Source organism: Aliivibrio finisterrensis, assembly GCF_008933155.1.
Classification (GTDB): Bacteria; Pseudomonadota; Gammaproteobacteria; order Enterobacterales; family Vibrionaceae; genus Aliivibrio; species Aliivibrio finisterrensis.
In genome coordinates, this window is the sequence record NZ_WBVP01000001.1 from 167,679 (window position 1) to 181,082 (window position 13,404).

Here is a 13,404-nt window from a genome sequence, read left to right on the forward strand (position 1 = left end):
AACAATAGAGGATCTAAAAAGTAACATTTCTAGATATCAGTTAAAGCATTAACCGTGATTAAAACCTGACGATTCCAACTCATCACTACCGTGGGAAATAGGATGCTTAGCAAAAAAATCTACGCAATGTTTTAAGTCAGCAACCAATAAATCAGCCTGATCACGACTGAATCCATGACGAACTAATATACGCATAATGACTAAATCCTCACGTTTTGGTGGCATTGCATAAGCAGCAATTTGCCAACCACGAGAACGAATTCGGTCCGATAGATCAAACAAGTTAAAACCGGGATCAACGCCTTCCTTCAATGACCAACTCATTGCAGGAATACCCCCTTTACCATCATAGATAATCTCAAACATACCAAGTTTTTCAATTTCAGATGATAAATAAACAGCCGTGTCGTAACATGCTTGGTGAATCTTACGATACCCTTCTTTGCCTAAACGTAGGAAGTTGTAGTATTGCGCTACAATTTGGCCACCAGGGCGAGAGAAGTTCAATGCAAAGGTCGGCATATTGCCACCTAAGTAATTCACATTGAAAATCAGATCTTCATGTAAGGCTGACGCATCACGCCAGATAACCCAACCCACACCGAGTGGGCTCAAACCAAATTTATGGCCTGACGCATTAATCGATTTAACACGAGGTAAACGGAAATCCCACTCTAAGTCAGGGTCACAGAATGGAGCCAAGAAACCACCACTTGCAGCATCAATGTGCATTGGGATGTCTAACCCTGTGTCTTCTTGTAATTTATCTAGCGCTTCATGCACCGCTTTCACAGGCTCATACTGACAAGTAAATGTCACTCCAAGTGTTGGAACAACGCCGATGGTGTTTTCATCGCAACGTTTAATCACCTCTTCAGGTGTCATGATCAAACGGTCACCTTCCATTGGGATCTCACGTAATTCAATATCCCAGTAACGCGCAAATTTATGCCAGCACACTTGCACAGGACCACAGATTAGATTGGGCTTATCTGTTGGCTTGCCAAGCTTTTTCATTTTTTCACGCCAAGCCCACTTTAAGGCCATTCCGCCTAGCATTGCCGCTTCACTGGAACCTGTAGTAGAACAACCTAGTGTGTTTTCTGCGTCAGGAGAATTCCACAAATCGGCTAACATGTGCACACAACGCGCTTCAAGCTCTGCGGTTTGAGGGTATTCATCTTTATCGATCATATTTTTATCGATGCATTCATCCATTAATTTATGGACTTCGTCTTCAACCCAAGTTTGGCAAAACGTAGCTAAGTTCTGTCGAGAATTACCATCCATCATGAGCTCATCATGAATGACCTGATAGGCGTGACGAGGATCATGCTCTTGTTCAGGCATTTTGTATTTTGGCATAGATAAAGAAAGATCAGCTGACGAATAAACATCGTCAAGGAGATCATCTCTGACTGTATCTTTAGAATGAAGAGGCATACGTTTTGCTCCATTAAACTGAATAAACAATTAAGAATATAAACTGTCGAATTAAAAACATTCGGCCTTAACTAATGAGTAATTAATAATAATGTCAATTAGTTACTCAGAAATATTTATTTACATTTCTAGACCCTTTGATAATGAATGTCAATGCCATTTATAAGGAATGAATGCCGTTAAATTAGCTTTTTTGCGAGCGAATTATCTCTTCATCTACCCATTTTAATAGCTGTTTGATCGCTTTAGACAACACCTGATTTTTCCTAACAATATAACCTAAACTGGTTGTTGGAAACTTAGGTAATGGCGTTACCGTCGCTTTAAGATTGCGCTTTAGATGAATCGAAAATTCAGGCACAATTGCCACACCAAAACCTGCTTCAGCCCAATCAATCTGAGCATCTACGCTACCTACTTCCATTATTCGATATTTGGGCAAATTCAAAGACGGCAAGGCCAAATCAAGTAAATCACGAGTCCGAGTATCATGACCTAATAAAATCAGTGTCGGTTTATCATCCATGATAATTGTAGGATCAAAATTCGCTTGCTGCCACTTTTCAAGATGATTACCCAATGCGCACCATTTTATTTGTTGTAATTCAGTAAAATGCAGGGGCTGACTTTCTTTCTGTGCAATAACAAACCCTAAATCGGCCTCTGCACTTTTGACTAATTCAGACGCTTGCGAAGAAGTGGTATTAAGCAGAGAAAAATCGATGCCTGGGAACTCTTTCTTAAATAATTGGAATGGCCCAATCAATAATAAACGCGAAATAATATCACTGGTCGCAATGGTTAGCCTCCCACAGCTCAAATCATTAATCGCATTCAAATCTGCTTGGCACACTTGTAATGCCATTAACGTATCTTGACTGGTTTGTAATAAACGGGTCCCAGCTTCTGTTAAATGAAAAGGATTTCTCTCAATCAACTTTACTCGAGTAGAACTTTCTAACTGTTTAATGTGTAAGCTGACGTTGGGTTGCGTCATATGAAGGGCTGCCGCCGTTTTACCAAAGTGTTTTAACTCTGCTAACGTCACAAATGTTTTAAGCCAGTTAAGATCAATCATACCTATACTCTCTTATTGAATACATTTCACCCAATATGATATATGCATTTCTTATCAAGTCGATAATTATAATTAATTTCTCATATTAACTTATTGGGGTTAGCATAGCGTCTTAATCATTTAGGAGTTTGTGTTATGCCGTCTATTGTTGTTGTTGGTGCTAATTGGGGCGATGAAGGTAAAGGCCGTATCGTTGATTTTCTTGCTGCGGATGCATCTGCAAGTATACGTTTTCAAGGCGGTAATAACGCCGGTCATACGGTGGTAAATGACTTCGGTACCTTTAAACTACACCAACTTCCAAGCGGTATTTTTAACCCAGACTGTACAGCGGTTCTTGGTCCTGGCATGGTAATTAGCCCTGCGGCATTAAGCGAAGAAATCGCAGAAGTTAAAGCGGCTGGTATTGAAGTAAAAATGCACATTTCTGACCGTGCTACGCTTTGCCTTCCTATTCATGCGCTTGAAGATACACTTGAAGAATTACGTTTAGGCGACGGTGCTTACGGTTCAACCCGTCAAGGTATTGCTCCTGCATACGGCGACCGTGTAATGAAAAAAGGTATCCTTGTTGGTTGGTTAATGCAACCTGAGGTTCTTCTAGAACGTATCAGGTTCATGCTTGATTGGAAAATGCCACAACTTAAAGCACTTTATCCTACTTGTGATTTCAACCAAACAGCGGAAGAAATGACAGAATGGCTATTAGAAGTAACGGCACCTTGGCGTAAATTCATCTGTAACGTGACTGAGCCTCTAAAAGTAATGCAGAAAAACGATGCAAACTTACTGTTTGAAGCACAGTTAGGCGCTGGTCGTGATTTAGTTTACGGTGAATATCCATGGACTACCTCTTCAAACGTAACAGCAGCTTATGCAGGTATCGGTAGTGGTTTACCTGCTTTGCGTCCCGAACGTATTATTGCCGTTGCTAAATCTTTCAGCTCATCTGTCGGTACAGGTACATTAGTTACTGCCATGGAAGAGCAAGATAACTTTCGTGAAGCGGCTAACGAATATGGCGCAGTAACAGGTCGTCCACGTGACATGGGCTACTTTGATGCTGTAGCAACGCGCAGCGGTGTTGAACTGCAAGCAGCAACTGAAATCGCACTAACAAAAATTGACTGTTTAAGTGGTATGGCGGATCTTAAAATTTGTACGTCTTATGCTGGCGAACACACTGAGAATCCAATCTGGCCTCAAACTTCAGCACTAAGTCCTGTTTACGAAAACATGGAAGCATGGCAAGAAGACATCACAAGTTGTCGTACTTTTGAAAGCCTACCAAAAGCAGCTCAAGCGTATGTATTACGTATTGAAGAACTAATGGGCGTGCCAGTAAGTATGGTTTCTGTTGGTCCTGAGCGTGAACAAATGATTATCCGCTAATCGGGATATCATTATATACGTCCACCTCAATGGCTGATGTGTAGAAACAAAAATTAAAACCGCACTACCCTATTTTGTGAGAATTTTAGGAGGTGCGTTTTTTTTGATCAAAGTCTCGCTTTTATTCAATCTTCCTTTTTTGCTTTTGCCTTGAGCAAACATCACTTCTTCACATCCTACTGACTTATCTCATTAACAGCACAACAGATCACCATAATTATCTATATGATCCTATTCGTAGTTGAGCTAGAGATCTGATTTTTGACTAAAAACTCAACAGAGTTCGATTGAAAAAAGAGGAGTTAAGGTACACTCTGCATTGCATATTTAAAAACCAAGGATAGGAAAATGAATTCGGTTCGTTTTGGAGATAAATTAATTACTCCATCTAAATTATTATGTATTGGCCGTAATTACGTTGCCCATATTAATGAGTTAAATAATACGATCCCAGAGCAAATGGTGGTATTTAATAAACCAAATTCATGCATCACTTCTACCCTATCTTCTTTCCATCAAGAACGTTTACATTATGAAGTTGAGATCTGTTTTTTGATTGAAAAAGAGCAGCTATCTGCCGTTGCAATAGGTTTTGATTTAACCAAACGAGACTTACAATCTGAGCTAAAAAACAAAGGACTTCCTTGGGAGCGAGCAAAAGCCTTTGATGGCTCAGCGGTATTTAGCCGTTTCATCCCTCTTGATGGTATCGACAGTAATCAACTTCAAATTGAGCTATTCATTAACAGTATGAGAGTCCAATGTGGCCAAGTTAGCCAAATGATTTACTCTCCAGAAACTATCCTCGCTGATTTAAAATCCTATACCCAATTGTATGATGGCGATGTCATCATGACTGGTACACCTCAAGGCGTTGGTGAAATTCATATGGGGGATATATTTCTTAGCCGCTTAATGCTAGATGGAAAGACACTGATTGAAGCTGAGTGGGTAGCAAGATAATAGCCTCCCACTCTTTGACCCTATGCTGAAAATACCCATAAGTTAAGCACTAAGAATACGATCATGCTGATAATCGTTGTCAGTAGTATATTCTTAGTTTTCCATGCAATGAGAGCTGCAGTTAATGCCGCCCACAAATACGGGTTCGACCCAGAAAACGATAATTCATTGTCAGGCATAAATACAATTGGAGCCCAAATCGCGGTTAAAACAGCAGGACTTGAATAGCTTAATAATCTCTGAGTTTGAGCGTTTAATCTAAGGGGTAATTTGGGTTCTAAAAACAAGTAGCGACTTAAAAACACTAACGCCGTCATTGCTAAAATTGATATGAAAATCATCCTCTTTTCCCTCTTAATGTCTCTGTTAAATACCCTGCTACCATACCGCAAATACTCGCTATCATTAAACTGCCTTCAACTGAAAAATACGTCAGTGTGACAGACAAGATTAAGGCACTAATAACAGAGACAAGTACTGGGCTCTTTTTTATGGTAGGTACAACAATGGCAATAAAGGTCGCCGCCACCGCAAACTCTAACCCAAGCTCATTCAATGAGGGAATATAACTACCCGCAACAATTCCAGCTAAGGTTGCTGCATTCCAAAAGAAATAGAAACTGAATCCTGCACCTAATGCGTACCAACGATTAAATTGTTTTTCTGATTGGTGTCCACATAAAGCAAACAGTTCATCGGTTAATAAAAAACCAAGGGATAAACGCCAACGAAGCGGTAAAGGGCTAATTTTATCTCTCATCGAGACACTGTATAAAAAATGGCGCGAGGTAATAAAAAAAGTTGTCAGCAACATGGTTGTTAACCCTGCGCCAGCTTTAATCATTCCCATGGCGACTAACTGAGCCGAACCTGCAAACAAAATTGCTGACATGGCTTGACCTTCAAAAGGGGTAAGACCTACATCAATAGCAAATGAACCGGCTAATAACCCCCATGGTAATACTGCGATGCTAAGTGGGATCATCGCTAATGTTCCTTGCCAAAAAAGCCGAGAATTTGAACAAGGCTGTACGGCGGTATTTATATCCATAAACTACTCTTTATTAAATCAAATCAGCATTTAATATTTCAAGCCCTCCAAGCTCTTCTGCTACTTGGTAGTGTGCTATTTCCATTTTTACTTTCTCATTTGCCATCATTCATCATGAACACATTTATTCCTATTTACTAAAGTATATAGTAAGCCCTCTCATTTCTTTTGTACAAAATTGCGCATTATCATTTTTTAATCTTATTAACAATAATATCTATATTTTTTAATATGTCGGTTTTATATCACTAGCCGACTTTTTAATCATAGATCTTACCTCTTCACTACTATAAAATCCGCCTCCTGACTTATAATTCAAAATAAAATAATGATTGATATTACTATTCTTCCGGTTTACTTAACCGCTGTTATTGCTCTACTACTACTGCCTGGTCCTGATATGCTGTTGATTGCTAGTTCAAGTATGAGTTACGGTCGTAAAGTCGGTTTATTTGCCAGCTTAGGTAATGCGACCTCAGGTATTATTTTAACCTTGCTTGCTGCTTTAGGCGTATCTGCACTGATTGCGATGAGCCCCATTGCCTTAAAAGCATTACATCTCGTTGGTGGTGCCTACTTATTAAAAATGGGTTGGGATTGTATTCGAGCAGAAGCAGGTGAAGCACCAGAATTACAACAAGGTTCGACGATGGCGACCACGTTTTACCAACGTGCTTTAGTCAGTAATTTATTGAACCCTAAAGCGTTAGTCTTCTTTGTGATGTTTTTACCACAATTTGTTTCTACCAATATTGCTGCAACCTCTGGCGAGCAAATGTTAGTGCTTGGCTTATTGCTTAACGTTCTTGGTTTATTGTTTAACTTAATCTTGGTAGCGTTAGTAGGAACACTTGGAAAGTCGCTAATCAATAACGTGAAATTCAGAACGTATCAGCATAAATTCATGGGCGGGATTTTTATCATTCTTGCATTGTGGATGTTAAGTTCTTTTGTTACTGCACTTTAATTCAATTAAAAATATAAAAACGGTGAGCATTGAGCTCACCGTTTTTGTTTCTATCCTACTTTTTAAAAGCTTAGTTTCTTGATCTTCTCACTTTTAAACTAGGCTCTTTTGATGCTCAGAAATTAAACATGCCATGGCTTCATTGGCTTTAGTTTGAATGACCGAGTATTCATCTGTTGGTGCAATCGCTGCCACCACTTCGTAATAACACTTCAGTTTTGGCTCAGTACCTGATGGGCGAACAATAATACGAGAACCATCTTCTAAATGATAAATCACAACATCACTGGCTGGTAAATCGATTGATTCTGTCGTGCCATTTGAAAGATATCGCAGTGACGCTTTTAAATCTTCAGTAACCGCAATATTCACTCCAGCAATTTGTTTTGGTGGATTAGCCCTTAGCTTATCTCCGACCGGTGGAGAGTTTGGTGCTAAAGCGATACTACGCTGTGCATTTATATACAATCCGTGAGTGCGATAAATTAATTCCAACTCATCCCAAACGCTCTTACCTTGTGTTGAAAGCTCTGCCGTTAATTGAGCAAAAGCAACTAAAGCAGATAAACCATCTTTATCCCACACTTCACTGCCAATGGTGTACCCAAGCGCTTCCTCATAGGCAAAAAGAAATTGTTTCTCTTCACTTTGTTTTTGCATCGCAACATTAGTTAACCATTTAAAGCCTGTTAGCGTTTGGAAATACTCGGCCCCTTTCGATTCAGCAATCTTTTTCAATAGCGTGGACGAAACGATGGTATTACCAACAAGCTGCTTACTTGGCTCTGTATGTTTCAACAGATAATGTCCAAATAAAATACCTACTTGATCACCTGTGAGCATTTGATAACTGCCATCTGCTTTTCGTGCAGCAAGTGCAAAACGGTCTGCATCAGGATCATTAGCGCATGCAAGCTCTGCCTGTACTGAATTGGCTAACGCAATAACCATATCCATTGCCCCTTTTTCTTCAGGGTTGGGAAAATTTACCGTTGGGAAAGCGCCATCTGGCTCTCTTTGTTCTGCCACACTCACCACATGATTAAATCCAGCATCACGTAATAAGGTCTCTGCCATATCGGCACCCACACCATGCATTGCGGTATAGGCAATCGAAATGGCTGATGGGTTAGTATGGTTTGAAAGTAGCGGATTGCTGTTCATTGCATTACGATAACATTGATAGTATTCGTCATCTAACCACACTAAAAGCCCTCGAGCCTCAGCATCACTCAATGACATTAGTGGAATGGGTTTTGTGGCTGCAATATCGATCTCATTGGCAATACCTGAATCATGCGGCGGAATAATTTGCGCCCCATTCTCCCAATACACTTTAAAACCATTATATTCTGGTGGGTTGTGGCTTGCGGTAACCACGACAGCTCCGGCTGCATTAAACTTTTTGATCCCATAAGCCACAATAGGTGTCGCTGCGACTTTTGTTGTTAAGAATACCTTAATACCTAATGCAGTTAGTACACTGGCGGTATCATGAGCGAATTGTTGAGAATCAGTACGACCGTCATAACCAATAACAACACCTCTTTCGCTAGCATTCGTGATGTTGTCTATTAAATAATGACCTAATCCAGTGGCTGTTTCTTGAATTACCAGACGATTCATTCGGTTAGGTCCTGCTCCTACCATTCCTCGTAATCCAGCGGTACCAAATTGAAGTCGAGAAGAGAAGCGATCTTTTAGTTCTGCCATGTTTCCGATATCGACAAGGTACTGAAGTTCTTCTCGAGTTCTTGGCTCTGGATCTCTACTCAACCAATTTGTTATTTTCTGCATCATAATAAAAAACCTCATTACTGAATATTCATTAAGTCTAGATGATATCTATTATCAATTACATGAGCGCAATCGCTAAACTCAGGAAAATAATAATTAACTATGAACAAATTATAGTTCTGATACGTAAATACTCTTAATACCATAAGCATTAAAACATTTTATTCATGAGTTTTATCTTATTTTTAGTTAAAGAAGTGGTAAAGTGGAAAGAGTTAGCATTATTATAACCTGTTTATTTGTAAGGATATTATATGAAAATCGCAATGTTCAGTACTAAATCTTATGATGAAGTTTCTTTCAATAGTATCAATCAAAATTACCAATTCGAATGTCAATATTTCAACTTCCAACTCACTGAAAGTACAGCCCCAATTGCTGATGGTGCCGATGTGGTTTGTGCATTCGTTAATGATGATTTATCTGCGCCAGTCCTAGCTAAACTCGCTGAGCAAGGTACGAAATTAATCGCGATGCGTTGTGCTGGCTTTGATCGCGTAGATCTTCAAGCAGCTAAAGCACTTGGCCTTCAAGTAGTTCGAGTTCCTGCGTATTCTCCAGAAGCGATCGCAGAACACGCCGTTGGGATGATGATGTGTCTTAACCGTCGCTTTCATAAAGCATACCAACGAACCCGTGATGCCAACTTCTCTCTAGAAGGGTTAACTGGGTTTAATTTCTTTGGTAAAACGGTCGGGGTTATCGGCTCGGGAAAAATTGGGCTCGCAACAATGCGAATTCTTAAAGGTTTAGGAATGGATATCTTGTGTTATGACCCATACCCAAGCCAAGTAGCGATGGATTTAGGAGTGAAATACACCACCCTTGATGAGATTTTTGCTAAATCAGATGTGATTACACTGCATTGTCCATTAACGTCTGAAAACACGCATTTATTAGATACTGATTCATTTGAAAAAATGAAAGATGGCGTAATGATCATTAATACCAGTCGTGGCGGATTACTTAATTCAGCCAATGCAATTGAAGCCCTAAAAGCAGGAAAAATCGGCGCATTAGGATTGGACGTTTATGATCATGAGAAAGAGCTTTTCTTCCAAGATAAATCAAACGACATTATTACCGATGATGTTTTCCGTCGTTTATCAGCTTGTCACAATGTACTTTTCACAGGCCACCAAGCCTTCTTAACTGAAGAAGCATTAGATAATATAGCTGCGACAACACTAGGTAGTATTGATGCCTTTTCAAAAGATGAACACTCTGGTAACGAATTAATTCAAGCGTAGTAACCTATAAAAGCGCCTTACTTAGTTTGTTTATGTAAGGCGTTTTAATTTGGCACTATCTCAATCTGCTAAGAACAACTTGTTGATCCAAATGTTCTTGATAGTCAGTATATTCTAATCCTTTATCAAAAATATATTCCGTCACTAAACGGGTAACTAGCGACCTTAGTTCATCCCCGTTCCATGGTTTTTCAATATAGCTTTCAATACGCGCGCGATTAATAGCGATAATTGTATCTTGATGAGTGGCTTGGCCTGTTAATAGCACTTTTTTGGTTCTTAAAAAGCGATAATCGTGGGAAACATCAGTCAATAATTCAACACCATTTTTTCCTGGCATTACGTGATCGGATAGTACTAAAGCAATATATCCTCCTTCGCTGTCTAACTCATCCATCAAGTCCAATGCTTCATCCGCAGATTCACATTCCTCGATATTAATCCATGATTTAAGTGGCGTAAGATCTTGCAAAACGGCACTCAGCACTTCCCTTTGATCGTCTACACAAATCAGATTAAGTTTTTCCATGACCGTCCTCGACTGGCAATTTAATTCTAAAAATGGTTTTCTCTTGATTGCTCTTTACTGCAATTGAGCCACCGTATCCTGTAATGATCCGCTTTACGATGGCTAGACCGAGCCCTAAACCAAAAGAAAGTCCGCCCTTTTTGGTGGTAAAATTCGGTTGGAATATTTTACGTCGAGTCACTTCATCTATTTCAGGACCATTATTCGCAATAGTCACTAAAACAAATCGGTCTGATACTCGCGTCGATATTTCAATTTCTGGTGATTGTATTTTCTCCATGGCATCGCTGGCATTTTTAATCACATTAGCCCACACCTGAACTAACTCAGTGGCTGATGCTTTTACCATCGGCATTGCTGCTGGGCTCATATGCACAGAGACGCGTCTCAAATCACTCTGTAATAAGACGAGCGCTTTATTAATGCTGTCATTCACATCAAGGATTTCATCGGTATCTATATCTGTTCTGCCTAGTTGTTTCACCGAGCGAACAATACCAACAGAATGCCTTGCCGCTAACCTCATGTCATGAAGATCTCGACCGATATTCCAATAGCGTATGGCTTTTTCAGGAGCGCTTAACCAGTACGTTGATAACTCACCACTAGGCACCGCACGAGCTAATTCACGCGCGAGATCTCTTTCAAGACCATAACGTTCTTCTATTTCACGCCCTCTTGTGCGAACTTCTGATGAGCTAATATTTTGTCCATTCATCAAACCTTGGTCAACAAAACTACTCGCTTCTGGGTGTATCTCTTCTAGCAACTCTAAAATAATAGATTGCAGTTGTTCAGTTTTACTGCTTAAGACCCCAACCGCATTATTAAGCTCATGAGCAATACCCGCAGCCAGTTGACCAAGTGTGGTCATTTGCTCTGCAGAATAGAGTTTTTGCAGTGCTTTTTCTTTCTCTATCGATTCATGCATGGCTCTGCGCTGACGACGAGAAAGCTCATTAACAATAATAGGTGTAAACTGCGCGGTAAGTGGCCCATAGCGCTCTAGCTCAACTGCCGTGGTTTTTGTATCTATCCACCCAAGTTCACTCTCGGTTTTACTCACTACGGTTGATGAAGCAATTAAGGTTTCAGAAAAGAAACTATGAACGCCTATGAATGCACCTTCAGAGGCACTAAATACCATAACTTGGCTTTCACTCTCTTCTTCTTGATAGAACCCTTCTAGCTCACCAGAGCAAACATAGTATAGACGGTCATTGTCTGCACCCTGCTCTAAGATCGTTTCACCCGCCGGAATAACAATTCTTCGCTCTTCTTGACTAAAATAGGCATCAATCAAACGTTGTAATTTTTCTTGATTCATAGGCTATCCAATATGTCCTACAGTATGAAGGATCCATACCATTACAAAACTTAATAGCACACCAACCACACCCAATATCACACCTGTTTTTGCCATTTGGCTACTTTCAACATTACCTGTCGCATGCGCCAATGCATTTGGTGGTGTACTGATTGGTAATGACATACCTAGAGAAGCGGCAAACGTAACAATTAATATTAAGGTTAGCTCACCACCTAACGGGGTCAATGACGTCATTGAAGTACCTAACGCTGCCATGATCGGCATCAATAAGTTCGCCGTTGCTGTATGTGACATGAAATTTGCCATGACTAAACATAAGAATGCCGCACCAAATAAAACCACATAAGGAGAGTAAGCATCAAAAGGAATGCTATGAACAACCAGTTTCGCTAAGCCTGTTTTATCTAACGCTAAACCAAGAGCAATACCACCAGAAACTAGCCATAACACGTCCCATGATATTTTCTTAAGATCTTCTTTATTGATGATCCCAGTAAGTGAGAATACTGCAACAGGGATTAGCGCAACCGTATATGAATTCATGCCATGACTTGATCCCATTAACCACAATAAGATCGTACCTGCAAACGTAATATAAACCGTGATTGCTTTGGGTGTTTTTAAGAACTTACCTTTAATATCTAAGTTCATTGTGGTTTGTTTTGCTGGGTACAAATAGGTAATTAAAAACCAAGCAAGCGCCATCATCACGATAACAAATGGCACACCAAATGCCATCCATTCACCGAATGTGATTAGGTTGTCTCCAACAAGATATTTCAAGGCAATGGCATTTGGTGGGGTTCCAATCGGGGTTCCAATACCACCAATGTTCGCCGCAATAGGAATACACAAAGCAAACGCAACTCGGCCTGGATCTTTAGGACCAAATACGGCAATAACAGGCGTTAAGATCGATAGCATCATCGCCGTTGTTGCCGTATTCGACATAAACATTGAGAAAATACCTGTAATCAACATTAAGCCAAGCATGACAAACTTAGGGTTGGTTCCAAATGGTTTTAACAATACTCTGGCTAAGTTAACATCCAATCGATATTTCGTTGCCGCCATTGCTAGGAAAAAACCACCTAAGAACAGCATAATTATGGGACTGGCAAAGGTTGCCATAATATCACTGTAATTTAGCAACTCTCCAAAATCAGGTGCATCTTGATTCATCTTAAATAAGATAAACCCTTTATCAGAAACCATTAAGAGTTCGAGAACAATAATAACCACAGAAGTGGCATAAATAGGGATTGGCTCAAATACCCAGCACAAGGCTGCCAATAAAAAGATAGCAATGACACGCTGCTGAATTATTGTCATTCCTTCAAAAGGAAAAGCCGACAAAGGGAGTAATAAAATAATTAAAGGAATAACTGTTGGGATTAAATACTTCATGTATTGACGCATAACGCTACCGACTTCCATAGAACAGTAAAAATATATTGTCTTTATTATGATCTTAGTTGCTGTTCGGTATACCGTGTTAGATCAATGAATATAGTAAAATAATTAAAAATATGAAGAGTTATGATTTAATCACATAAAAAAAGGAGCCCCATTTCTGAGACTCCTTTTTAACTTTTAGTTAGCTA

General features: G+C 39.7%; 12 protein-coding genes. 4 read left to right on the forward strand and 8 right to left on the reverse strand.

Annotated features, from left to right (window positions below; all coding sequences use genetic code 11):
• Window positions 1-48 precede the first annotated feature (48 nt).
• Entirely contained in the window at window positions 49-1,443 is a 1,395-nt protein-coding gene (gene gad, locus F8B77_RS00710; RefSeq protein ID WP_151652839.1) for a glutamate decarboxylase, read from the reverse strand.
• A 184-nt stretch (window positions 1,444-1,627) separates the two neighbouring features.
• On the reverse strand, window positions 1,628-2,521 hold the full coding sequence (locus F8B77_RS00715; protein WP_151652841.1) for a LysR family transcriptional regulator: 894 nt from the start codon (window positions 2,519-2,521) through the stop codon (window positions 1,628-1,630).
• 135 nt (window positions 2,522-2,656) lie between these two features.
• On the opposite strand from F8B77_RS00715, the gene F8B77_RS00720 reads away from it, so the two are divergent.
• Both F8B77_RS00720 and F8B77_RS00725 read left to right on the forward strand, forming a co-directional pair.
• On the forward strand, window positions 2,657-3,913 hold the full coding sequence (locus F8B77_RS00720) for an adenylosuccinate synthetase (RefSeq protein WP_151652843.1): 1,257 nt from the start codon (window positions 2,657-2,659) through the stop codon (window positions 3,911-3,913).
• 348 nt (window positions 3,914-4,261) lie between these two features.
• Window positions 4,262-4,876: a fumarylacetoacetate hydrolase family protein gene (locus tag F8B77_RS00725; protein ID WP_151652845.1), complete on the forward strand. Its 615-nt coding sequence runs from the start codon at window positions 4,262-4,264 to the stop codon at window positions 4,874-4,876.
• A 20-nt stretch (window positions 4,877-4,896) separates the two neighbouring features.
• On the opposite strand, the gene F8B77_RS00730 is transcribed toward F8B77_RS00725, so the two are convergent.
• Together F8B77_RS00730 and F8B77_RS00735 are read right to left on the reverse strand one after the other, a co-directional pair.
• Complete coding sequence (locus F8B77_RS00730; RefSeq protein WP_151652847.1) at window positions 4,897-5,217, reverse strand: AzlD domain-containing protein; 321 nt, start codon at window positions 5,215-5,217, stop codon at window positions 4,897-4,899.
• A complete protein-coding gene (locus tag F8B77_RS00735) occupies window positions 5,214-5,927 on the reverse strand; it encodes an AzlC family ABC transporter permease (protein WP_151652849.1) in 714 nt (237 codons plus the stop codon). Before F8B77_RS00735 ends, F8B77_RS00730 begins: the two co-directional genes overlap by 4 nt.
• A gap of 328 nt (window positions 5,928-6,255) precedes the next feature.
• Between F8B77_RS00735 and F8B77_RS00745 the strand changes: the two genes are divergently transcribed.
• Window positions 6,256-6,894 carry a LysE family translocator gene (locus tag F8B77_RS00745; RefSeq protein ID WP_151652851.1) on the forward strand — a complete coding sequence of 213 codons (639 nt, stop codon included), beginning with the start codon at window positions 6,256-6,258 and terminating at the stop codon, window positions 6,892-6,894.
• A gap of 93 nt (window positions 6,895-6,987) precedes the next feature.
• On the opposite strand, the gene F8B77_RS00750 is transcribed toward F8B77_RS00745, so the two are convergent.
• Window positions 6,988-8,694, reverse strand: coding sequence for a phospho-sugar mutase (locus F8B77_RS00750; protein ID WP_151652853.1), 1,707 nt, complete (start codon window positions 8,692-8,694; stop codon window positions 6,988-6,990).
• Window positions 8,695-8,945: 251 nt separating this feature from the next.
• On the opposite strand from F8B77_RS00750, the gene F8B77_RS00755 reads away from it, so the two are divergent.
• The gene (locus F8B77_RS00755) at window positions 8,946-9,941 is read left to right on the forward strand and encodes a 2-hydroxyacid dehydrogenase (protein ID WP_151652855.1); all 996 of its coding nucleotides are present in this window, start codon (window positions 8,946-8,948) and stop codon (window positions 9,939-9,941) included.
• Window positions 9,942-9,996: 55 nt separating this feature from the next.
• Here F8B77_RS00755 and F8B77_RS00760 read toward each other — a convergent pair whose 3' ends face one another.
• Genes F8B77_RS00760 through F8B77_RS00770 form a run of 3 tightly spaced genes read right to left on the reverse strand, consistent with a single transcriptional unit; the run spans window position 9,997 to window position 13,219 of the window.
• On the reverse strand, window positions 9,997-10,470 hold the full coding sequence (locus tag F8B77_RS00760) for a response regulator (RefSeq protein ID WP_151652857.1): 474 nt from the start codon (window positions 10,468-10,470) through the stop codon (window positions 9,997-9,999).
• Window positions 10,457-11,797, reverse strand: a complete 1,341-nt coding sequence (locus F8B77_RS00765) for an ATP-binding protein (protein WP_151652859.1) — start codon at window positions 11,795-11,797, stop codon at window positions 10,457-10,459. Before F8B77_RS00765 ends, F8B77_RS00760 begins: the two co-directional genes overlap by 14 nt.
• A 3-nt stretch (window positions 11,798-11,800) precedes the next feature.
• Window positions 11,801-13,219, reverse strand: coding sequence for an SLC13 family permease (locus tag F8B77_RS00770; protein ID WP_151652861.1), 1,419 nt, complete (start codon window positions 13,217-13,219; stop codon window positions 11,801-11,803).
• Window positions 13,220-13,404 lie beyond the last annotated feature (185 nt).